This is a genomic window from uncultured Parabacteroides sp. (assembly GCF_905196875.1).
Lineage (GTDB): Bacteria > Bacteroidota > Bacteroidia > Bacteroidales > Tannerellaceae > Parabacteroides.
The window spans coordinates 19,983-42,711 of the sequence record NZ_CAJJWO010000036.1; the positions used below are offsets into that span (position 1 = coordinate 19,983).

Genomic DNA, 22,729 nt, shown 5'->3' on the forward strand with positions numbered 1-22,729 from the left:
ATTATTACAATTTTTGAACAGCTAATTGTAAAAATCGAAAAAACCTACTTCGACTATATAATAAAAAGGAATACACAAAATGTAGAAATTGTCTATGTTTTAATATCTCCATGAAACAAGCAAGAAATAATTTCATATCTTTTTTTTCGAGAATGGCCTTATGCAGATGAGCATAGCTAAACATAAAACTATTTTGATGTATCGATCTGTAAAAGGTGTTCAATCTTAAATAAAGTTTGAAGCAAATCAGTAATTTTTCATTATTCACAGCAGTTGTCAAACTCTCTGGTCTTATTACATAATTATATAAAGGGAAAGGATCTGCTTTTATATGGTTGGCATAATATCCTGATTTTACGACAAACATGGCATCATTACCGACTTGTATTTCTTCAAAAAGAAAGTTATTCGACACGATGTATTCACGACGAAACAACTTATCCCACGGTTCCCAATATCTTAATCTCAGAATAAACGAACCGGCTACCGGATTTTCCAAATAGCTGAAAATATGATCATTACGAGAATCTATTCCTACATGAATAGAAGGATCATGAATTTTATTCGCACAAAAATAGACAACATCAATATCTGTTTCTTTATATTTATCAAGTACGTCCAAAAAACCATCCGTATAATAATCATCCGCATCAGCAAATAAAAGCCATTTGCCTTTCGCTCTTTTCAAACCAATATTTCGGGCATAACCTGCACCTCTCCCTTCTTTCGTAAAAATAACCTCCAGATCCGAACGATAAAAACTCGGAAAAATATCCAAATATGCCTGATCGCTGTTATCATCTACTACAATTATTTGAATATCTCCTCTTTGTGGTATAGAATTCACACAACGAGTAAGTAAGTCCGGTATATTTTTATGCGGAATTATTATCGAATAATTAATCATAAATTGAAGCTTTTTATTTAGGAGATTTCAACCGCCTCAAGGTTCCCCCAAGAAACGCCTTACCTGTTCGGTTTGCAATGGAGTGAGCTTGCGTTGTCCTTTTCTCCAACCGACTTCTTCGAGGGCACTTATAAGCTTGGGATTGTAATGGATCCATCTGCGAAGAGCATTGGCAGCAGATGTCGGTTGTAAATCCGGATTATACAACATGGCTAGTTCCATAAAGCCATATGTCCTGACTTCAAATTTCTTTTCTTCGGGATAATTACTTGTGTTCATACGAGAATGTATTTTTATTGGTTTACATGGTTTAAATTTACTAAATAACAACCACATAAACAACACTTTAGACAATTATATTCAACGATATTTCATTATATAATGCTGGCAGTCCATCAGACAAACACGGAAGTGTCGCTGGCAATCATGGGGGCGATACTATCGCTCTACCGAAAAACTCCCCCTCCCCCGAAAACTTGATGGGGTGGGCGTTGATTATTTGTGCACTGAGCGGGTATCTGATGAAATTACTGGCATAGGTCATCTAAACAAGGAGGATATGAGATACATATCTTCCTTGTTTTTCTATTCCCGATATCGGATATATTCCTTATGTTTCATAATCCCCAGTTTTTTTAACAAGAAAAGAAAGCATTCATCCGTCAAGGCACGAAACTCCATCCATGAACGGGGGATCCTTATCGCTCGCTTCTTCCTGTCGTCCCAACCGATTGAAGATCCCAATGTATCATCTTTATGATAAGTAAACGAAGGATATAAAGCCATTATCCGGATTCCTTTCCTGCGAAACAAACTCCAATCGTCGGCAATCCAGAAAGGTAAACCTTCCGACACAATCATACAGGCTGCTTGTCTGTTTATTAAATAAATAGTTGCCATTGTACTTTTATATGTATCATATATAAAATTTTCTCTACCCAAAGAGATCGCTTTTCTCTTATAATCAAAAAAAGAAAAAAGTTGTAACACAACTGGCTTTTCGCAAGTAACATACCGGGTAGCTTTCTCCAATATTTCATCAAACGGCCCGTTTCCCTTAAAGCCTACATCGTCCTCTACAACCAAAGCAAACCCCTGATCTGAAGCAAGCAACCGCTTATAGCACTCATAATGGCTTAAAGTACAACCGACTTCTCCTAATGCCAAATCGTTAGATTGATAACTTTTACTTTTTTCGAAATCGAATAATTTACCCAGCTTTTCCTTACCCAGCTCTCTCCCATCCACCGCATCTACAAACTCTGGATCAAGGCAGGTTATCTTACTTAATTCTTTCGTTACACTGATCCGGCGATCCATGTCTTTCGGTAAATTTATGATGTAGGTTTTTATTCGTAATTGTTCCATATTTATTTTATCTGATCGTTATTATTCAATTCTTGAATATCTACTACTCTGCGACAAACAGCCAGTGATTCCGAACGGTGGGAAATAACCAGTAATGTCAGCCCCGAACATTCTTCAGACAACCGGACAATCGCGTCATTAATGGTATGTTCCGTTGTTTCATCCAGAGAAGAGGTCGCTTCGTCGAACATTAATATTTCAGCCTGCTTATACAAAGCACGTGCAATGCCGAGTCGTTGACGCTGGCCTCCCGAAAGCAAGCAACCGCCTTCACCTATCGGGGTATCGATACCCAGTGGCAAGGTTTTGATAAAAGTATCCAGAGAGGCTAACCGAATTGCATATTCCACTCGTACCCTGTCGGCTTTACCTTTTTCCAAACTCATTGCGATATTATCCAGCAAAGTACCTTCGATCATAAACAATTGTTGTGATACATATCCGATTTTATTTCGCCATGCAGCCAGCCTGTCAGGTGTCAGCTCGAGATCATCAATATAAATTCCACCCTGATCCGGTTGGATAAAACCCAGTAACAAATGAAACAAGGTGGATTTACCGGAACCTGATTCTCCGCGAAAACCGATAAAATCTCCTTTATGAATATCCAGAGAGAAATTATTCAACACCTGTACCTTCTTATCGTATGAAAAAGAAAGGGAACGAAGCGATATTTCCTTTTGAAAATCGATAGATAGCTGTTCCTGCACATAAGTTTCTTCCTGTTCCGCTTCCAGATCATTCAACAAATCGGCTGAAAAAGAATTACTTTTCATTGCAAAAACAAATCCGGTACTGCGAACCAATCCGGGAAGCACACGATAAACAGCGATGGCAAACAATCCGATAATCAGTCCCAACGCCGGAAGATCGAAGAAACGGGTTGCCAGAATTAAAACAACCAGCGAACAAACGATTGCTATTTCCAACGCTTTCTGTAAAGAACCGTTTAACAAAAGATTCCGCACATTTATCCGGTTCTGCTTTTCCATCAACTCCTGAAAGTTCTTAAAACTTTGAGGGAAAGAATTACTCATTTCCATATCCGTATAACCGACAAAAGTTTGTTGTAACAATTTTCCCTTTTGAGGTACTAACTGAAATAACATATTTCCATATGCTTTTATACGGGCGCGTGAAAAACGGTAATACGTTAGCGTGATCGGAACAAAAGTCACCAGGACCAACAGGAATACATAAACATTAAATAAAATCAAACCTGAAAGAATAGAGATCATAACCACACATTCACAAATCAACTGCGTATAAGGAACCAGATACCCCTGAACCAAACTTACAGAAATACCATTCACCTGATTTATCAGTTTATGGCTGTTACGCTGTTTGATATACAAAAATCCTTTCCGGTAATAATAGTTATACAACTTCAATGATAAATAACTGGAAATAGTAAACAACCGTTTGTTCTGGGTATATTGCAGCCAGGTACAGACCAAAACCCGGACTATGGAAAAAAACAATATAATAACACAAATGAAAATCAGAAACGAGGAAAAATTATCAAACCCACCCCAGCTATAAAGTCCGGATAAATATTGATTCTTCTCTATGGCCGTTTCATCCAAAACTAATAATAAGATAGGAAGTAACACGCCTGTTCCCAATAAATCGAAAACTGAGATCACGAAAATGGAAAAACCTGTCATCCAGATGCGCAACTGGTATTGACGGGGTAATAGTTTATACAAACGGGTGATAACCGAAGGTATTAATGTAATCATTATGATAATCGCTTTTTGTTATTTATTTGCCATACAATCTGTTCGCATTCGGCTAAACTAAGCCACAATAAAAAGCAGAGATAAGCTCCGGAAGAAATGATATAACCTTCAATAAGCATATGCACAGCAAACAGAACCATGATGGAGCATAGCAAACCTCCATTAAAACCGGTATCCGTATCTTTAAAAAGTATACGTACCCCATAACCAAACGGCAGCAGGAATGAAAGAAAACCATACAGTCCCAGAGACGACAGAAGAAAAAGCCAACTGGTTCCCGGCTCTATTGTTCCTGTCTGCCGGTTTATAGTATGTTCGCTCTGAATATAATCCAGATTATAGCTGGCAAATCCCACTCCAAAAATAGGAAAAGCAGTAAATTCGTCGATACGATCCTGCCAGATCCGCTCACGAGTGGCAACAACAGTTCCTCCATACTCCCTACTCGATTCTGTTTTCTCGCGAAGCCTTTCCGTATAGGGCCACCAAAGAGCCGAAGTAGAGACTGCCAAAAGAAGAACAAATAAAACGATTTGAAGCTGTTTACCTATTTGTTGCCTGTATAAACGGATGTAAAAAATAGCAACAGCAACAACAGTCGCCGCTAAAGCACCACGAGAACCACTTAGCAACAATACCAGGAAACAAATACACAGATATACCAATTCTTTATAACGTTGAATACGGGTCTGCGACAAATGAAGCCTGTAAAGGCTATACAAAAAACAAATACCTGCCAATGGAGATAACACCATCGAATGAACAGTCAGCCCACTAAAACCCGAATCATTTGTAACCAGAGAAGAAGCTATAAATTTCAATACAAATGAAATCCAAACAACCCAACGAAGTATTAGCAAAGAATAAATAAACAAAAAATGACGCATATAAGTCAATCGTTCGTTCACAAAAAAAGGACCAACCATAAATACCAGACTGAAAAAAGCAAACAATCGTAAAGAGGGTTGAAATAAAACAGGAATATCATTTAGCCAAATAGAGAAAAAAACAGCCGATATAAAAAAAAGATATTTTTTATGAGCAACTATTCCTCCTCTGAATAACAACCAGATGAAACATCCCAAATAGATGCCATAATAAATTACATCAGGTAACACCAGAAAACGATTTACACATTTGGTTAATGATGCCAGTAACACAATCCAGAAAAGTATCTTTTCCATATTTATTTCAGTACTGTTAATAATGTATCCGCTACTCTTTCCGGAGTGATTTTCATTCCCAACTTCCGGCTATTCCTTCCCATCTGTAATAAATCTGCATCCGGTTGGATTATCAGCTTTTCAATCGAACTACGGATTGAACGTATATTTCCGGGAATAAACAGATAGCCGTTCTCTCCATCTCTAACAAACGAAGCAATTGCTCCACAGCAACCGGAAGCCAAAACAGGTAGACCTGCACAGGCTGCTTCGTGAAGAACTAATGCCCAGGGTTCAAACAGAGAAGGCAGAATAAACGCACCAGAACTTTCTATTACTTTTTGTAGTTCCTGCTGATTCATAAAATCCAATATCTCTACATCCGGATAGCCGGTTAGCATCTCTCTCTCCGGGCCATTTCCCACCAGAGTTAATTGCCAGCCTTTACGATCCGGGATAGACTGCCAGGCTCGTAATAAAGGGACTAAGCCTTTCTCCGGTGAAAAGCGCCCGACATATACTAATCTTTTGGGATATTTCTTCTCCCGGCTATTTATATCTATCTGACTGAATAAACCGACATCAGCAGAGAGATTATGCATCAGTATCCGATCCGGACGGAAACCTAACTTACGGGCATACTTCACCTGCCATTCGCCGGCAACAAAAATATGACTGAACCACCTACGCTGACGAAAACGGGAAGTAAGCACATTCAACCATTGTTTGCCTCCGCGCCATTGCGTATCGCTACTTGCAACCACCGGAAGATGCAGTTTTTCGCGAATCATACTGGCAACCTCATTATACAAAGGATCGATCCAACCGGCTGTCCAAACCAAATCTGGTTCCACTTTTTTTACCAAACGAAATAAATGATCCGGCGACCAGAATGTCGAACGATTATAATAAGTAACTCCTTCCAATAAAGGTGGAAGATAAGGGGTTTTCTTATCCGTGTCCTGCAATACCACATGCACACGACATTTTTTCTTTACTAACTCCCTTATAACAACTACGTTATAAGGCATCAGCTCCGTATATAAAATCAATATTGTTACCATATCTTATCGGAATATAAATCCGCTGAATTAGTCTATATTCTTTTCTATCTTAGCTTTTTGTCCCTGACGATACATTATCCAAATATTCAAAGATTGACTAAATCCGATTCCCAATAGCAAATCTATCACCAGCAGGATATTAATATTACAAATATCTACCAACCAATTATTTAGTATCAACAAAGCAACCGAAAAAGCCAGAACAAGCTCTGTCGATTGTAGATGAGTCATTCCTGTTGCCAAGCATTTATGATGCAGATGGCTACGATCGGCAATAAATAAGGGTTGGTGGTGGATTGCACGGACTATCAACACACGGACAGCATCGAACAGCGGGATGAATAATAAGGTAAAGGGGATAACCAAATTCCTTTCGTGAGGTTCCGTTTCTGAGAAATACAAGGGATACTTGATTATTAGAAAAGATAGCAGATAGCCTAACGATAACGAACCTGCATCCCCCATAAATATTTTACGGGTCTTACGCGCCCATATATTAAAATAAAGGAACGGGATCAGACAACCAACTGCAGAAAATGCAAGCATCGAGTATAACCATAATCCTTTATTGTAAAACATCAAACCTACTACCCCCAAAGAGAAAGTACTCCCTCCTGCCGCCAAACCATCTATACCATCGATTAGATTTACAGCATTCGTAATAAAGACGATAAGTAAAATAGTGAACGGTATTGCCACATAATCGGGAAGAATATACAAACCGAACAATCCATACAAATTATTCAGATAAAAGCCGGAAAGCGGAAGCAGGGAGGCTACCAGAAACTGGGTAATAAACTTTTTACGATAGCGAACACCAATCAGATCGTCTTCTACTCCCACCATAAATAGAATCAGACAGCCTGCCGCTAAAAATAAGAATTCTAATAAAATCGATCCGACCAATTCCTGATTTAAAGGAAACGCAATCAGATAGCGATAAGCAACTACCAAAGACATTGATAATACAATAGAAGGAAAAAAAGCCAGCCCCCCCAAACGAGGTATTTTATCAGAATGAGTTTTCCGGCTGTTAGGAATATCATACAACTGCTTGCGTTTCGAAATATTTATTATCTGTGGAAGAAAGATCAATGAAAAGAAAAAAGATAAAGCCAAACAAAGAAATACAGACATTTTACTTTTCAAAGTTTCTCCGTAAATAATATCCAAAACAGCTAATAATAAACCTGTTAACATCTACTTTATATTTGAGGATTGATATAACAAAGGTGGTCAGTCCCATTCCTTCGGGCGACATACTAGTGTACTTTTTGTTGACCCTTATTTATGGAATAAGGGTCAATAGAGTTAAACTATTAATTACCAATACAATAAACCAACCACCAGATAAGAATGAGGTAAAAAATATTACTTTTAAACGTTTATGAATTCTTTTCTATTCCTGAATTATTGATTTTTGATCTATGAAAAAGTGAGATGAATGAAAGGAAGATTGTTTAAGTGTTTATTTAGTGAAATAGTATTATTTCTGCCAGATTTATTCAAATAAATGTCAATAGGTATTTTTCTGTGGTTGGTTCCTTTTCGCTAAATTCAGTTAAAGCAATTTTAGTGACAGATCTTTATTTTCATAATATATTGACTATTAACACATTTCCCCTTATGTTTATTTAAAATCAATGGTCTTCATTTAAATTTATATTTTTTTAAGACACAAAAACTCTTTCTAGAGGAAGTTTTATCAGTTAATTTTCCCTACTTTTGTTTTCACATAGAATTTCAAGCCATTTGGTAGTATAGGGTATTACAATTTATAATTTTTCATTACTACTTTTTTGGCAATGACCCTTATTCCATAAATAAGCGTCAATCACGGTACTGATGATTTAATATCCATTTTTCCGCAAAGTTTATGATTTTCAAATTAATCCGATCGATCGTCGACTGATCGAGTTCACTCAGATAATAATTAGTCGTTTTTTCGGATGTATGCCCTAAAGCCTGCCCGATAACAGCAGCCGATGCCGATTTATTCTTTGCACACATTGCCCAGGAATGACGGGCCACATAAGAGGTTAGTTTTACCCTTACCGATAACATATCCCCTATTTTAGCCAAACGACGATTGTATGTGCGCAAAGCAACTTTATATTTCTCATAAGAAACATCTTCTGCACTCAGAACAGGAAATAGCATATTCGAATTTTCATCCGCATACTTTTCCAGTAAACGACGCATACCGGGAGTAATGGTAACACGAATTTCAGCCTTGGTTTTTACCCGGTGATAAACGAGTACATTCCCGTGAATATTTTTATAGGTAAGATGCGCCAGGTCTACAAAAGCCATTCCGCAAGCCATAAAGCTGAACAAAAAAAGATCGCGGGCAAAATCCAATCGCTTCTTCTCTTGCAGATCAAGACGTGTTATTTCCTTTATCACATCGATGCTCACTGAACGTTTGTAAGTCTTTACAGGAGACAAATGAAGTTTGAAAAAAGGATTTTCTTTAGGTGAAACCAGTTTCTCAGATATTGCACTATTATATGTCGCACGGAAAATACTGGCATAATTGCTCACCGAATTATGACTTAATGACTGCGATTGCAGATAAGCGATAAAATCGTGAACCAATAAAGTATTCACTTTTTTCAGATTCAGCTTTCGTTCATCACAAAAAGAAGCCAACTGGTTTCGGGTCGCCCTGTACAAACCGGCTGTTCCTTTTTTACCGGATTCAAACCTGTCTTTTTCCAAATAATCCATATAGGTCAGTACGCAGCGATACATAGACCTCTTACTTTCATTTTCTTGTTGTGTTCTCATTTTCATTGCTTTTAATTAGATTACATGAAACAAAAATAATTGAAATGTTGTTCGTAAAAAAATCACACCCGACACCGACACGACCTGTTAAGATTGTTATATCATGTAAAAGATTAGCACATCTCATACTTTTTATCTAATTTCGCACTCTAGATACTTAAAGAGTGTAAAATATAAGGTATTATGGTTATCAAGAGGTACTTCATTCTGTTTTCTATATTTACATCACTGGCAAGCCTGGCAGAAGCGCAGGAAAAAGTTATTATTACCGGAACTAATGTCAATAATAATACAACACAACGTGATGTACCAGATACTATCCCCATGATTGAAATAGAAGATCCGGACCTGGACAACATCATAAGTCTGCGAGGACAGTTCGAAAAACAGAACCGGTCATATTCCGCTCCGGTCGTACCCAATGAGAATCTACTTCGTTTCCTTAAAAAGGACGAAGTGGAAATATCCGATGAAGCAATGTACTGGGCCCGCCTGGTACGTGACGCCTCTACCATATTCGATAATAATATGACCTTTCGCGATACAGTGATCGTCAACCCATTGTTTTTGCCGATAGTGTTTAAAGGCGAACTATTACCGAAGGATCTTACATTTTATAAAGAGAACTTCTGGATAAAGAATGAACAGCTACCTTTGCCGTTCACTCCCGACACTTTATTCAAGCAGGAAGAGTTGAAAAAAGAGATAGAAGACAAAGCATATAAATATGTACAATCGAACTATCCGGATTACTTCCGTTATTCGATGAGAGACCTGCCTCAAGATAAGGTTGTAGCCAAAGTTATCAAGAAAACCCATTACGAACCGGAACTAATCAAAATAGAAAGCGAAGCCGATTTCAGCGATGTGGATGCTCCGGTGAAATTCATTCCGGAAATACGTTACTGGACTTCCCATTTTGAAAGTGCTATTCAGTTTGCACAAAACTATATCTCCCCTAACTGGCATAAGGGAGGTGTAAGCACGCTGAACCTGACAAACCGTGAATTGTTTACATTTAATTATAATAAGAATAAAGTAAAGTTTACGAACTCGCTCGAAATAAAGAATAATTTATATACAGCGCCTAAAGATACTTTACGTGACTATAAGGTCGGAGATGATGTATTCCGTATCTACAGCAACTTAGGTTACAAGGCTTTCAATAAATGGTATTATACATTGGAGGTCGACTTCAAAACCCAGTTATTCAGTAGTTATGCAGAGAATCAAGATGTTAAACTGGCTGGATTACTTTCTCCGTTTAGTATCAATATCGGTCTCGGTATGCAGTACGACCTGAATAAAACGTTCGCGTCGTCAAAGCATAAAAAAGTTGCCCTTTCAGCTAACATTGCCCCTATATCTTATACGTACATACGTACCATTGATAAAGACATTGATTTAGGACGCCACTTCCAGAAGAAAGATAACGAAGAAAATTATCCGTACAAACAAAGCTTGTTCGGTTCCACTGTGAATGCAACAATGACATTCCAATTCAGCCGTAATATTAGCTGGTATTCGCGTCTGAACTATACAACCAACTATCAACGTATCCAGGGTGAATTTGAAAATCGACTGAATATGGCGATCAGCCGATTCTTCTCAACCATCATTTCACTCAATTTACGTTATGACGACGGAATCGCGAAAAACGAAGACTTCGACAGCTATTTACAGATCAACGAACTCTTGAGCTTTGGTTTTAATTACAAATGGTAAGCAAAGCTCAATTATTTCTGTAATAAACTTTGTTAATCGTGACATATTATCTAAATAATCCTTACTTTTGCCCTGGTTTTGCAATGTCGAGATTACAAACATGAGCGGAAGTATCAATCACAACGGTAGAATCGAAAAGATCGAAGGCGATACGATCTTTGTCAGGATCATTCAACAATCGGCTTGTTCCGGTTGCCACGCAAAGGGTATGTGCAGTGCATCCGATCAGAAAGAAAAGATTATTGAAGTGAACGATCCCAACTCCGGCAGATTCCACATAAACGAAGAAGTTACGCTATGCGGTCAGAGTTCGCTCGGACTACAAGCGGTATTACTGGCCTTTATTCTTCCGTTGATCATTGTAGTCGCGGCCATTGTAGCAGGAAATTATTTGCAATGGGACGAAACAACCAGCGGGTTAACCGGTCTATTACTATTAGTTCCCTACTACTGCATATTATACTTTTTACGCGAAAAACTAAAAAGAAAATTCATATTTACCTTGAAAAAACTTAATTGATCAAATATCATGATTTTAATTGCCGTTATTTCATTAGGAGCCATTGGAGCCATCGGTGCAGTATTTCTCTACGCCGCCTCCAAGAAGTTCGAAGTATACGAAGATCCTCGTATCGCACAAGTTCAGGAAGCACTTCCCGGAGCCAACTGCGGAGGTTGCGGATATCCCGGTTGCGGTGGCTTTGCTACTGCCTGCGTAAAAGCCGATTCGCTGGAAGGACTTTTGTGTCCGGTCGGTGGAGCCGAAACAATGGGAAAAGTTGCCTCCATCCTTGGAATGGAAGCTACAGCAGCCGAACCGATGGTAGCTGTTGTCCGTTGCAACGGAACCTGTGAAGCCCGTCCGCGTACCAACCGTTATGATGGCGTACAAAGTTGTACCATTGCATCTTCCCTGTATGGTGGCGAAACAAACTGTACGTTTGGTTGCCTGGGCTTCGGTGATTGTGTGACAGTTTGTGCTTTCGATGCGATCCACATCGATCCGACTACCGGACTACCGGAAGTGGTAGAGGACAAATGTACTTCCTGCGGTGCCTGTGTCAAGGCTTGTCCGAAAAATATCATCGAGCTGCGCAAGAAAGGTCCGAAATCACGCCGTATTTTCGTAAGCTGTGTGAATAAAGACAAGGGAGGCGTTGCCAAGAAAGCTTGTGCCAATGCATGTATCGGTTGTGGTAAATGTGTGAAAGAATGTCCGTTCGAGGCAATCACACTTGAAAACAATGTAGCTTACATCGACTACCGCAAATGCCGCCTGTGCCGCAAATGTGTAGCCGTATGTCCTACCGGAGCCATTCATGAACTGAACTTCCCGCCCCGTAAAGAAGCTACCCCGGCTGTGGACGCCGACAAAGTCAAGCCTGTAATGCCTAAAGCAGCACCGGCACCGAAAGCCGAAGCTACGCCAGCAACAGCGCCCGAAACAAAAACAACAGAAGAAACAACTCAAAAATAAAAATCTAATAGTATGCTAAGGACATTTCGAATCGGCGGTATACATCCACCCGAAAATAAATTGTCTGCCGGAAAGAAAATCACCGGACTGGCTATACCCAAGCAGGTCATTATACCATTGAGCCAGCATATCGGAGCTCCAGCCCAGGCTGTGGTAAAGAAAGGTGATCAGGTCAAGGTAGGTACGCTCCTGGCGAAAGCCGGAGGTTTTGTATCGGCAAATATCCACTCGCCGGTATCCGGTAAAGTAAACAAAATAGACAATGCTCTCGACGCTAGCGGATACAAACGTCCCGCTATCTATATTGATGTGGAAGGTGACGAATGGGAAGAATCCATCGATCGCAGCGAGACACTCGTAAAAGAATGCCCGCTACCATCCAAAGAGATTGTTGACAAAATTGCTGCCGCCGGTATCGTTGGTCTGGGAGGTGCAACTTTCCCGACACAGGTAAAACTGATGCCTCCTCCCGGAAGCAAAGCAGAAATCATTATCATCAATGCCGTCGAATGCGAGCCTTATCTGACTTCCGACCATTCATTGATGATGGAAAAAGCAGAGCAGATCCTGGTTGGTGTTACACTGCTGATGAAAGCCGTAAACGTAACAAAGGCCGTGATCGGTATCGAAAATAACAAACCCGATGCCATCGCTCATTTGGGAAAACTCGCTACCGCCTATAAAGGTATCGAGATCATGCCGCTGAAAGTACAATATCCGCAAGGAGGTGAAAAGCAGCTGATCGATGCTGTGATACGCCGACAGGTAAAAAGCGGGGCACTTCCTATCTCTGCCGGAGCAGTTGTGCAGAACGTCGGTACGGCTTATGCGGTATATGAAGCGGTAATGAAAAACAAACCGTTGTTCGAACGCGTCGTAACCGTCACTGGTAAGGCCGTTGCCAATCCATCCAACTTTCTGGTTCGTATGGGAACACCGATAAGTGCACTGATCGAAGCGGCCGGCGGCATTCCTGAAAACACAGGTAAAGTGATCGGTGGGGGTCCGATGATGGGTAAAGCGCTGATCAGTCCGGAAGTGCCGGTTACCAAAGGTAGTTCAGGCGTACTGCTGTTGACTAAGGAAGAATCCGTACGCAAACCGGTGTATGATTGTATCCGCTGTGCCAAATGCGTAAATGTTTGTCCGATGGGCCTCAACCCTACCCTGCTGATGAATGCGACAGAATTCACCGAATGGGATCTGGCAGAAAAGAATTATATAACCGACTGTATCGAGTGCGGTTCTTGTAGTTATACTTGTCCGGCCAACCGTCCGTTACTGGATTATATCCGTTCAGGTAAAGGAAAAGTAATGGGTATTATACGGGCACGAAAGTCATAATAAAGAGCAATATGGAAAATAATTTAATAGTATCTCCTTCGCCCCATATCCACGGTGGCGATAGCATAAGCAAAAATATGTATGGTGTACTGATTGCCCTTGTTCCGGCTTTCCTGGTATCCCTCTACTATTTCGGACTGGGTGCATTGATCGTTACTGCAACATCAGTTATAGCCTGTGTCCTTTTTGAATATCTGATCCAGAAGTTCCTGATGAAAAAGGAACCGACCGTATGCGACGGTTCAGCCATCCTGACCGGTGTCTTGCTCGCATTCAACTTACCCTCCAACCTGCCTGTATGGATCATCCTGATCGGTGCGCTGGCTGCGATCGGTATCGGTAAGATGTCGTTCGGCGGATTAGGAAACAACATCTTCAACCCGGCATTGGTCGGTCGTGTATTCCTGTTGATCTCTTTCCCGGCACAGATGACAACCTGGCCGGAAGTTGGTCAGTTGACTGCTTATACAGATGCTACAACGGGTGCAACCGTCTTGTCATTAATGAACGAAGGTGCTTTAGACAAGTTACCGACACTCGTTGATATGCTGCTAGGAAAAATGGGTGGTAGCCTCGGTGAAGTAAGTGCGTTGGCATTGCTTCTGGGACTATGCTATATGTTATGGAAAAAGATCATTACCTGGCAGATTCCTGTTTCCATCCTGGTTACGGTATTTGTATTTACAGGTATTATGCATCTGGTCAATCCGGTACAATACGCAAGCCCGTTCGTTCACCTGCTGTCAGGAGGTTTGATGTTGGGAGCTATCTTTATGGCGACTGACTATGTAACTTCCCCGATGAGCAAGAACGGAATGCTGGTGTACGGTGTCGGTATCGGTATCCTGACCACAGTGATCCGCTTGTTCGGCTCTTATCCGGAAGGTATGTCGTTTGCTATTCTTATTATGAATGCATTTACCCCGCTGATCAACAGTTATATCAAACCTAAACATTTTGGAGGGAAATAAGCATGGCAAAACTAAAATCAACATTACCCAATATGCTTTTGTCGCTTACCATCATTTGTGTGGCGGCCGGAGCTATATTAGCCGGAGTGAACATGTACACCACTGGTCCGATTGCCGCCTCCAAAGCGGCTGCGCTGGAAGCAGCGATCAAAGCTGTTACCCCTGAGTTCGACAACAAACCGTCGGAAGATGCCTATATGGCCGTTACAGCTGAAGGCGACTCACTGAAGATCTACCCGGCCACCAAAGGCGGTGAATTCGTAGGTGCTGCCGTTGAAAGTAACACCAAGAAAGGATTTAGCGGTGAGATCAAAGTAATCGTCGGATTCGATAAAACAGGAAAACTGTTAAACTATTCAGTATTGCAGCATGCGGAAACCCCGGGTCTCGGAGCCAAGATGCAGGAATGGTTCAGTACGGATAAGAACAAACAAAGTGTGCTGGGACGCAATCTGGCAGACGGAGGCTTAAAAGTAACCAAGGACGGTGGCGACGTAGATGCTATCACAGCAGCAACCATCACAAGCCGTGCATTCCTGGACGCAGTGAACCGCGCTTACAGTGCATTTGCCGGTACTGATGGAGTAACAGGTGCAACCGCTAACACTAAAGAGGGAGGAAACGACAATGAGTAATATGAAAGTATTGATGAACGGTATCATCAAAGAAAATCCGACATTTGTATTGTTGCTGGGTATGTGTCCTACTTTGGGTACAACCTCTTCAGCACTGAACGGTATGAGTATGGGGCTTGCTACCATGTTCGTTCTGATCTGTTCAAACATGGTTATTTCAGCCTTAAAGAACCTGATCCCCGATATGGTACGTATCCCGGCTTTCATCGTTGTGATCGCAACATTCGTAACGGTGGTACAAATGTGTATGGAAGCTTTCGTTCCAGCCTTGTATGCCAGCCTCGGCTTGTTCATTCCATTGATCGTTGTAAACTGTATCGTACTGGGACGTGCAGAAGCTTTCGCTGCTAAAAACGGTGTAATATCTTCTGCTTTCGACGGATTAGGAATGGGATTAGGTTTCACCCTTGCACTTACTTTGCTGGGAGCCGTTCGTGAACTGTTGGGAACCGGTAAACTATTCAGTATAACATTGATGCCGGAACAGTATGGTTCGCTGATCTTCGTTCTGGCTCCAGGTGCCTTCATCGCATTAGGTTACCTGATTGCTATTGTAAACAAATTGCGTAAAGCCTGATATTAAAAAACGAAAGATATGGAATATATACTAATATTTATTGCAGCTGTATTCGTTAATAACGTTGTATTAGCGCAGTTCCTCGGAATCTGTCCTTTCCTGGGCGTTTCCAAAAAGGTAGAAACAGCAGCAGGTATGGGTGCAGCAGTAACATTCGTGCTTACTATCGCAACTATTGTTACCTTCCTTGTCCAGAAATATATCCTGGATAAGTTCGGATTAGGCTTTATGCAGACGATCAGCTTTATCCTGATCATCGCAGCTTTGGTTCAGATGGTGGAAATTATTCTCAAAAAAGTTTCACCGGCCCTCTACCAAGCACTCGGCGTGTTTCTTCCGTTGATTACCACCAACTGTTGTATCCTGGGTGTCGCCATCCTCGTAATACAAAAAGAGTATAATTTATTGGAATCTGTTGTATATGCAATATCAACAGCTATTGGATTTGCGCTAGCTTTAGTTATCTTTGCAGGGATTAGAGAACAGTTGGCTTTGACCCGCGTTCCCGAAGGTATGAAAGGTACCCCTATTGCGCTCATTACAGCCGGTTTACTGGCTATGGCGTTTATGGGATTCTCTGGAATCGTATAATTTAATCTAAATAGAGACTAGCATGAAAAAGAAAATCTTAGTAGCAGGTGGAACCGGATACATTGGCTCTCACACTACAGTTGAGTTGCAGAATGCAGGTTATGATGTGGTAATCATCGACGACCTGTCAAACTCCAATATCGAGGTATTGGATGGCATCGAAAAGATCACCGGTATCCGCCCTGAATTCATCAAGCTGGATTTAAAAGATAAAGAAGGAACCCGCGAAGCATTGAAGGCTCACCCGGGTATCAACGGTATCATCTTGTTCGCTGCCAGCAAAGCAGTCGGCGAATCTGTTCAACAACCGTTAAAGTACTACCGCAACAATGTCGTTACGCTGGTCAACCTGTTGGAACTGATGCCTGAATTCAATATCGAAGGTATCGTGTTCTCTTCTTCCTGTACCGTTTACGGACAGCCTGATCCTGAAAACCTGCCTGTAACAGAAGATGCACCGATCAAACCGGCTACTTCTCCTTACGGTAATACCAAACAGATCAACGAAGAAATCATCCGCGATACTATTCACGCAAACGCTCCGTTCAAGAGCATTATCCTGCGTTACTTCAACCCGATCGGTGCTCACCCGAGTGCAGAAATCGGCGAATTACCTAACGGTGTTCCTCAGAACCTGATCCCGTATCTGACTCAGACAGCTATGGGGATCCGTAAGGAACTAAGTGTATTCGGTGACGATTACGATACTCCCGACGGTTCTTGTATCCGTGATTATATCAATGTTGTCGACCTGGCCAAAGCACACGTGATCGCTATGGATCGTATGTTGGGCGGTAAGACAGATGCTAATGTCGAATATTTCAACCTGGGAACCGGAAACGGTGTAACCGTACTGGAACTGATCAATACATTCGAAAAAGCTACCGGCGTAAAAGTTCCTCACAAAATTGTAGGCCGTCGCGAAGGTGATATCGAAAAGGTTTGGGCTAATCCGGAACGTGCTAACAAAGTATTGGGTTGGACTGCAAAAGAAACCTTGGCTGATACATTGGCTTCTGCCTGGAAATGGCAGGAAAGACTGCGCGAACGCGGTATCCAATAAAGTATCAGATCAGACATATTTACAAAATATACAAAGGCATGGAGTTTATATACTTCATGTCTTTGTTTTTTTTCCCGACAGAGCTTAATAACCAATATCAACGAAGAAAAGAGCCACTTTAAGGGATATAAATAGCAAAACGATGGGAAAAGCGTCTATTCCTATTGAATTATAATGCCTTTTCTGTTTCCATATTCATTTTTTATCTACATTTGTACAATTCCTTCGGACACAGGTAAATGTTCGTTACACAAATTGTATTAAAGAAATATGACAAGCGAATATAAAGAGAAGCTACAAGCGTATGGAGTTGACCTTGACAGCGCATTAAACCGATTCATGGAAAATGAACAGTTCTATGAAAGGATACTTTCCAAATTTCCAAAGGATGAAAACTTCACCCTAATGGAAAAAAGTCTCAACGAGAATAACATTCCCTTGGCATTCAGACATGCCCATACCTTGAAAGGACTGGCGGCAACACTTGATCTGACAAATCTATTAACAATATTGACTCCGATAACTGAACAACTCAGAACCGGTGAAACAGAAGGTATACAAGATTTATTCGATGAATTAAAAATAGAGTATAAGCGAATCTGCGAACTAATTTCTGAATATAACGCCTGATATAAAAACGAATAACATGGAAAATACACTTAAGCCAAACAGATCGTTGGCAAACTACTGGTACCTCATGGACACCATCTGGACTATCTACCTGAAAGATGGATGTATTGAAATACAAAAAGATTCCATGTACCCGGAACTAGTGAACACAAAACATGATTATATCAGTCTCAATAGCTTCATAAAAAAGGATGTCTATCCTTCTGATTATAGCGTATGGGATGAAACCGTTTCACTTGAAGCTTTTCAGAAAATGATTGCCGAAGGATGTTTCCATAAAACATTCGATATGCGCTTCAGCAATGATATTTTCGGTTTTGAATGGCACGAATCCTTTATCGACATCCTTGTCGATGAAGAAGGAAAGCCGGACAGGGTACTTCTATCCAGCCGAAATGTCAATGATTTCAGAAAATCACAAATCATAGAAACTGCCGTAAAGTCAGAATACGACTATGTAGTTTATATTGAAGCTTCGAAGAACAGCTATGTTATGTACACAGCCGGTTCAGCAAGTGAAACACCTCCCCCTGTCGCCAGCAGCAATTACAACGCTGTCGTTGCTGAATATAACCGACAATATATGGCCCCGGAACTTTGCGATGCTATGACTGAAAAAATGAACATAGCCCATGTCGATCCGATACTGCGGAAATATGGAGAATATATCTTATACGGAACCATGATAGAGAAAGGTGAAAACCGGGAGAAAAAAATGCGGTACAGTTACTTCAACAAAGAGAAAAATATCTGGTTGATGACAAGAACCGACATAACGGAAATCAAGGAAGAAAGACGACAAAAGCTACTGTTGCAGGAAGCCCTGGAGAGTGCTACAGCCGCCAACCGCGCCAAATCCGACTTTCTATCCCGTATGAGTCATGACGTACGTACTCCTATCAATGCCATCGTAGGTATGACGGCAATAGCGAGCCTGCACATGGATGACCAGAAACGTATAGCCGACTGTTTGAAGAAAATAACCATATCCTCCAAACTTCTGCTCAACCTGATTAACGAAGTATTGGATATGTCGAAACTGGAAAGCGGACATATCATGTTATCGGAAGAAACTTTCAGACTCGACGAACTGCTGGAGAGTTTGTTTATAATGGTACAATCCTCTTTCGAAACGAAGAAGCAAAGACTTCTTATACACACCAAGGTAAAACACGAATGCCTGATCGGTGATGTACAACGCATACAGCAGGCATTGATGAACATGCTGACAAATGCCATCAAATATACCCCGGAAAAAGGAAAGATACAAATAGTAGTGGAAGAGAAACCTTCGGTATATAATGGTTATGGACGGTTCGAGATATCAGTCGAAGACAACGGTATAGGCATGAAACCGGAATTTTTGCACAAAGTGTTCGATCCCTTCGAACGTTCGGAAGATATATCTATCCGCAATATTCAGGGAACAGGTCTCGGTATGTCTATCAGCCGGCATATCGCCCAGATGATGAACGGTGATATCGTAGTGGAAAGCGAATACGGAAAAGGTTCCAAATTCACCATGACATTCCATGTTAAGCTGGGAGGTATGGACGAGTATGATAAAAATATATTGGTCGACCTGCCGGTACTGGTTGTGGATGACGATGATATCTCCTGTGAAATAGCCTGCGAGAACTTACAGGAACTGGGCATGAAACCGGAAGCGGTTCTTTCCGGCAAGGAGGCCGTACAGAAAGTAACCGACGGTAACAGCTATTTTGCCATTATCGTAGACTTGATGATGCCCGGAATGAACGGCATCGAAACCACCATGAAAATACGGGAATATGTAGGACCAGATGTCCCTATCATCATCATATCGGCTTACGACTATTCGGGTTACGAAAACGAAGCCCTGAGAGCCGGAGTCAACGGCTTTATCAGTAAACCCATCATGAAATCAAAGTTATTCCACTTGATGAAAAGGTTCGTTACGGACAAGAAAGAGGAAGAACTACTGACCATTGTTCCTGCCAGCATCACCTCTTTTCCCGGCAAACGAATACTGGTGGTGGAAGACAACGACCTGAATCGTGAGATAGCCTACGAGCTGCTAAAGGAAACCAAAGCAGAAATTGAAACAGCCGTTGACGGGCAAGATGCAGTAGACAAGGTATCCGCCTCTCCGGAAAGATATTACGATTTGATAATCATGGATATTCAAATGCCCGTGATGAATGGTCTGGAAGCAACAAAGGCCATCCGCCTGCTCGACCGGAAGGATATAAAAGACATGCCGATCGTCGCTATGTCTGCCAATGCTTTCGCCGAAGATGTGCAGTTAAGCCTGGAAGCGGGTATGAACGAACATATCCCCAAGCCTATAGAGGTTGAAAAACTCTACAGTATCATGGGGAAATGGTTTCATTAAATAAACAGGAATAGCTTATTTCAGAAGGGCATCGACGGCTTCACGCCAATCTTCCCCGTTTTTGGGTTGGTAAGTAACGAAGCCAAGCGCCTGCCCTACTTCTATATTACTGCCACCATCATCCACAAAGAGTGTTTCCGAAGGGATCAGGCCACTGTCTTTGATCATATAGTCAAAGATACGGCGGTCAGGTTTTGTTACACCGACTTCATACGAGGTGTACATTTTGTCAAAATAAGCACCGATCGGACGACCCGCCGGAGTGAATTGATCCGTCCTCGCCCAACCTTCCTGAATGATGGGATTGGTGTTACTCAACAGATAAACATTGTAATGTTCGCGGAGCTTCAACAGGTAGTCAAGCTTATACTGGGGCGTATCGGTGATAAATCCGAGCCAGGCATGTTTTATGTCCTCATAAGGAATATCTTTTCCCGTATGTTTACGAAGCTTTTCACAATACTCTTCGGCAGTGATCGTCCCGTTTTCCACTTCCAGAAAGATACCTTTTTGCTCATAAGGATCCAGCAGCTGTTCAGCATCTGTCACGCCAATCTCTTTAAAACGACGGACTGCCTGACCATGATCCAGATCGATAAGGACTCCTCCCAAATCAAATACAATGTTTTTAATCTTTGCCATAACTATAACTCTTTTACGTCTATCTTGTTATTATCGTAATGCAGAACAAAGATAAGAAGAATAAGTGTAAAAACAGCCCATGTACTACTCTAAGTCAATACCCCAGCGTAAACCGTTCTTTATGATGTTTTTCCTGTTCCAGCTCATCGATCATAGCCACGGCAAAATCTTCAACAGAGATATTACTGTCGCCACTCTCGTCGACAATCAGTTCGTCCTTACCCAGACGGAATTTACCGGTACGCTCCCCGGGCGCCATATTAGCCGCCGGACTCAGGAAGACCCAATCGACCGACTTTTCCGGAAGTAACAGGTCGGTATATACTTTTGCCAGGCTGCGTATGCCAGGTAAAAGTTTCTTCGGAACATCCGGCTCATCCATCAGTAAACGCCCCGGAGCGACAAACAGGCTTCCGGCACCGCCAACCATCAGGAAACGGTGCACGCCTGAATTTCTTACAGCACAAAGAATAGAGCCGTACCCTTCTATCGTTTCATCATAAATATTAGGATTCGACCAGCCGGGGTTGAAAGCACTGATCACGGCATCCGCCTTTGCCAGTTCGCGGGATAAGAAATCGGTGTCGGTAACATCGCCTCCTACAACTGTCAATTTCGGGTTTACAATCGTTAGTTTCGAAGGATTCCGTACAATTGCTTTTACCTGATGTCCTCTTCCTAACGCTTCTTTCAGAATAGCTGAACCGACATAACCGGTTGCGCCTATGATAACTATTTTCTTCATGACTATATGTATGTTTGATTACTTTATATAGAACAACATACAGTAGCCAACTGTTCCCGTGCCTGACACGGGGAGAAATCATTTCTGAAATACTTTTGTCGATTTAATCATAACATCGCGGATGGGCCGGTCGTTCTTATCGGTCTTTACCAGCGACATCTTTTCTACAATGTCGAAGCCGTCTACCACCTCTCCGAAGATGGTCACGGAGCTATCCAGATGGGGTACTCCTCCCACTGTTTTATACACTTCACGGTATTCAGCCGGAATCTCGTACGGGCCGAGTTCAGCCAATGTATCTTCTACCATGATCAGCGCACGGTTGGTCAGTTCCGTTTCCATCGAATCGACAGCCAGAGAAGGATCTTCCTTCTTCAGTCGATCCATGAATTTATAATATAACCAGTTGCGGCGAATCTGGTTGATCCGCGCCTCTTTCTCGTCCAGTTCGGCATCGGTATGTTTTTTTCCCTGCACGAAACAAAACTGAGTACCGGCTGATGCACGTTCGGGATTTACATCGTCGCTCTCCTTGGCATCGATCAGAGCACCACGTTTATTGAAATGGTTGGGAAGTATTTCGGCCGGAACGGTATAACCTCCGTCACCATCGCCATACAAGACACCTGGTTCATGCGCTTTGCTTGTCGGATCTCCGCCCTGCACGACAAAGTCTTCGATGATACGGTGGAAAAGCATTCCTTCATACTCACCGGACTGACACAGTTTAATAAAGTTATCACGATGCAGCGGGGTATCGTCATACAACATGACAGTGACATCCCCCATCGTTGTTTTTACCGTCACATAAACGGGTTTAGAGGGATCGAGCGGTTTATCGGCACAGGAGGCCAGGGTAAACAATACGAGTAAAAGGGTAAACAGTTGTTGTTTCATAATGAGTTATTTTATCATATAATT

Annotated in this window: 22 protein-coding genes; 11 read left to right on the forward strand and 11 right to left on the reverse strand. The window is 41.6% G+C overall.

Annotation, left to right across the window (positions count from 1 at the left end; genetic code table 11):
- Positions 1–4: 4 nt before the first annotated feature.
- From QZ076_RS12935 to QZ076_RS12970, 8 genes are all read right to left on the reverse strand, one after another.
- Positions 5–907 (reverse strand): glycosyltransferase family A protein, encoded by a 903-nt coding sequence (locus QZ076_RS12935; RefSeq protein WP_293713726.1) that lies wholly within the window; start codon positions 905–907, stop codon positions 5–7.
- 36 nt (positions 908–943) lie between these two features.
- A complete protein-coding gene (locus tag QZ076_RS12940; RefSeq protein WP_293713727.1) occupies positions 944–1,186 on the reverse strand; it encodes a DUF4248 domain-containing protein in 243 nt (80 codons plus the stop codon).
- A 306-nt stretch (positions 1,187–1,492) separates the two neighbouring features.
- Entirely contained in the window at positions 1,493–2,275 is a 783-nt protein-coding gene (locus QZ076_RS12945) for a glycosyltransferase family 25 protein (RefSeq protein WP_293713728.1), read from the reverse strand.
- Positions 2,276–2,277: 2 nt separating this feature from the next.
- On the reverse strand, positions 2,278–4,017 hold the full coding sequence (locus QZ076_RS12950; RefSeq protein ID WP_293713729.1) for an ABC transporter ATP-binding protein: 1,740 nt from the start codon (positions 4,015–4,017) through the stop codon (positions 2,278–2,280).
- Positions 4,017–5,201, reverse strand: a complete 1,185-nt coding sequence (locus QZ076_RS12955) for an O-antigen ligase family protein (protein ID WP_293713730.1) — start codon at positions 5,199–5,201, stop codon at positions 4,017–4,019. Before QZ076_RS12955 ends, QZ076_RS12950 begins: the two co-directional genes overlap by 1 nt.
- A 2-nt stretch (positions 5,202–5,203) precedes the next feature.
- Positions 5,204–6,244, reverse strand: a complete 1,041-nt coding sequence (locus tag QZ076_RS12960; RefSeq protein WP_293713731.1) for a glycosyltransferase family 4 protein — start codon at positions 6,242–6,244, stop codon at positions 5,204–5,206.
- A gap of 27 nt (positions 6,245–6,271) precedes the next feature.
- Positions 6,272–7,444: an MraY family glycosyltransferase gene (locus QZ076_RS12965; protein ID WP_293713732.1), complete on the reverse strand. Its 1,173-nt coding sequence runs from the start codon at positions 7,442–7,444 to the stop codon at positions 6,272–6,274.
- A gap of 630 nt (positions 7,445–8,074) precedes the next feature.
- Positions 8,075–9,034 (reverse strand): site-specific integrase, encoded by a 960-nt coding sequence (locus tag QZ076_RS12970; RefSeq protein ID WP_293713733.1) that lies wholly within the window; start codon positions 9,032–9,034, stop codon positions 8,075–8,077.
- A 183-nt stretch (positions 9,035–9,217) separates the two neighbouring features.
- Here QZ076_RS12970 and QZ076_RS12975 point away from each other — a divergent pair, with 183 nt between their 5' ends.
- The 11 genes from QZ076_RS12975 to QZ076_RS13025 all read left to right on the forward strand — a co-directional run bounded on the left by QZ076_RS12975 (position 9,218) and on the right by QZ076_RS13025 (position 20,421).
- Positions 9,218–10,759 (forward strand): DUF3078 domain-containing protein, encoded by a 1,542-nt coding sequence (locus QZ076_RS12975; protein WP_293713734.1) that lies wholly within the window; start codon positions 9,218–9,220, stop codon positions 10,757–10,759.
- A gap of 100 nt (positions 10,760–10,859) precedes the next feature.
- Complete coding sequence (locus QZ076_RS12980; RefSeq protein WP_365325632.1) at positions 10,860–11,279, forward strand: SoxR reducing system RseC family protein; 420 nt, start codon at positions 10,860–10,862, stop codon at positions 11,277–11,279.
- 9 nt (positions 11,280–11,288) lie between these two features.
- On the forward strand, positions 11,289–12,236 hold the full coding sequence (locus QZ076_RS12985) for a Fe-S cluster domain-containing protein (RefSeq protein ID WP_293713736.1): 948 nt from the start codon (positions 11,289–11,291) through the stop codon (positions 12,234–12,236).
- Positions 12,237–12,248: 12 nt separating this feature from the next.
- Entirely contained in the window at positions 12,249–13,580 is a 1,332-nt protein-coding gene (rsxC, locus tag QZ076_RS12990) for an electron transport complex subunit RsxC (protein ID WP_293713737.1), read from the forward strand.
- An 11-nt stretch (positions 13,581–13,591) separates the two neighbouring features.
- Entirely contained in the window at positions 13,592–14,551 is a 960-nt protein-coding gene (locus tag QZ076_RS12995; RefSeq protein ID WP_075558427.1) for an RnfABCDGE type electron transport complex subunit D, read from the forward strand.
- 2 nt (positions 14,552–14,553) lie between these two features.
- A complete protein-coding gene (locus QZ076_RS13000; RefSeq protein ID WP_293713738.1) occupies positions 14,554–15,186 on the forward strand; it encodes an RnfABCDGE type electron transport complex subunit G in 633 nt (210 codons plus the stop codon).
- Positions 15,179–15,763 (forward strand): electron transport complex subunit E, encoded by a 585-nt coding sequence (locus QZ076_RS13005; protein ID WP_293713739.1) that lies wholly within the window; start codon positions 15,179–15,181, stop codon positions 15,761–15,763. The genes QZ076_RS13000 and QZ076_RS13005 overlap by 8 nt, the downstream gene beginning before the upstream one ends.
- Before the next feature lie 18 nt (positions 15,764–15,781).
- A complete protein-coding gene (rsxA, locus tag QZ076_RS13010; protein WP_007657600.1) occupies positions 15,782–16,354 on the forward strand; it encodes an electron transport complex subunit RsxA in 573 nt (190 codons plus the stop codon).
- A 22-nt stretch (positions 16,355–16,376) separates the two neighbouring features.
- A complete protein-coding gene (gene galE / locus QZ076_RS13015) occupies positions 16,377–17,417 on the forward strand; it encodes a UDP-glucose 4-epimerase GalE (protein ID WP_075558431.1) in 1,041 nt (346 codons plus the stop codon).
- Between the two features lie 270 nt (positions 17,418–17,687).
- On the forward strand, positions 17,688–18,047 hold the full coding sequence (locus QZ076_RS13020) for an Hpt domain-containing protein (RefSeq protein WP_293713740.1): 360 nt from the start codon (positions 17,688–17,690) through the stop codon (positions 18,045–18,047).
- Between the two features lie 16 nt (positions 18,048–18,063).
- Positions 18,064–20,421 (forward strand): response regulator, encoded by a 2,358-nt coding sequence (locus QZ076_RS13025; protein WP_293713741.1) that lies wholly within the window; start codon positions 18,064–18,066, stop codon positions 20,419–20,421.
- 15 nt (positions 20,422–20,436) lie between these two features.
- Here the strand turns inward: QZ076_RS13025 and QZ076_RS13030 are convergent, their stop codons facing one another.
- The 3 genes from QZ076_RS13030 to QZ076_RS13040 all read right to left on the reverse strand — a co-directional run bounded on the left by QZ076_RS13030 (position 20,437) and on the right by QZ076_RS13040 (position 22,705).
- A complete protein-coding gene (locus QZ076_RS13030) occupies positions 20,437–21,063 on the reverse strand; it encodes an HAD family phosphatase (protein WP_293713742.1) in 627 nt (208 codons plus the stop codon).
- A gap of 94 nt (positions 21,064–21,157) precedes the next feature.
- The gene (locus QZ076_RS13035) at positions 21,158–21,808 is read right to left on the reverse strand and encodes an NAD(P)-dependent oxidoreductase (protein WP_293713743.1); all 651 of its coding nucleotides are present in this window, start codon (positions 21,806–21,808) and stop codon (positions 21,158–21,160) included.
- A gap of 78 nt (positions 21,809–21,886) precedes the next feature.
- A complete protein-coding gene (locus tag QZ076_RS13040; protein ID WP_293713744.1) occupies positions 21,887–22,705 on the reverse strand; it encodes a peptidylprolyl isomerase in 819 nt (272 codons plus the stop codon).
- Positions 22,706–22,729: the final 24 nt, after the last annotated feature.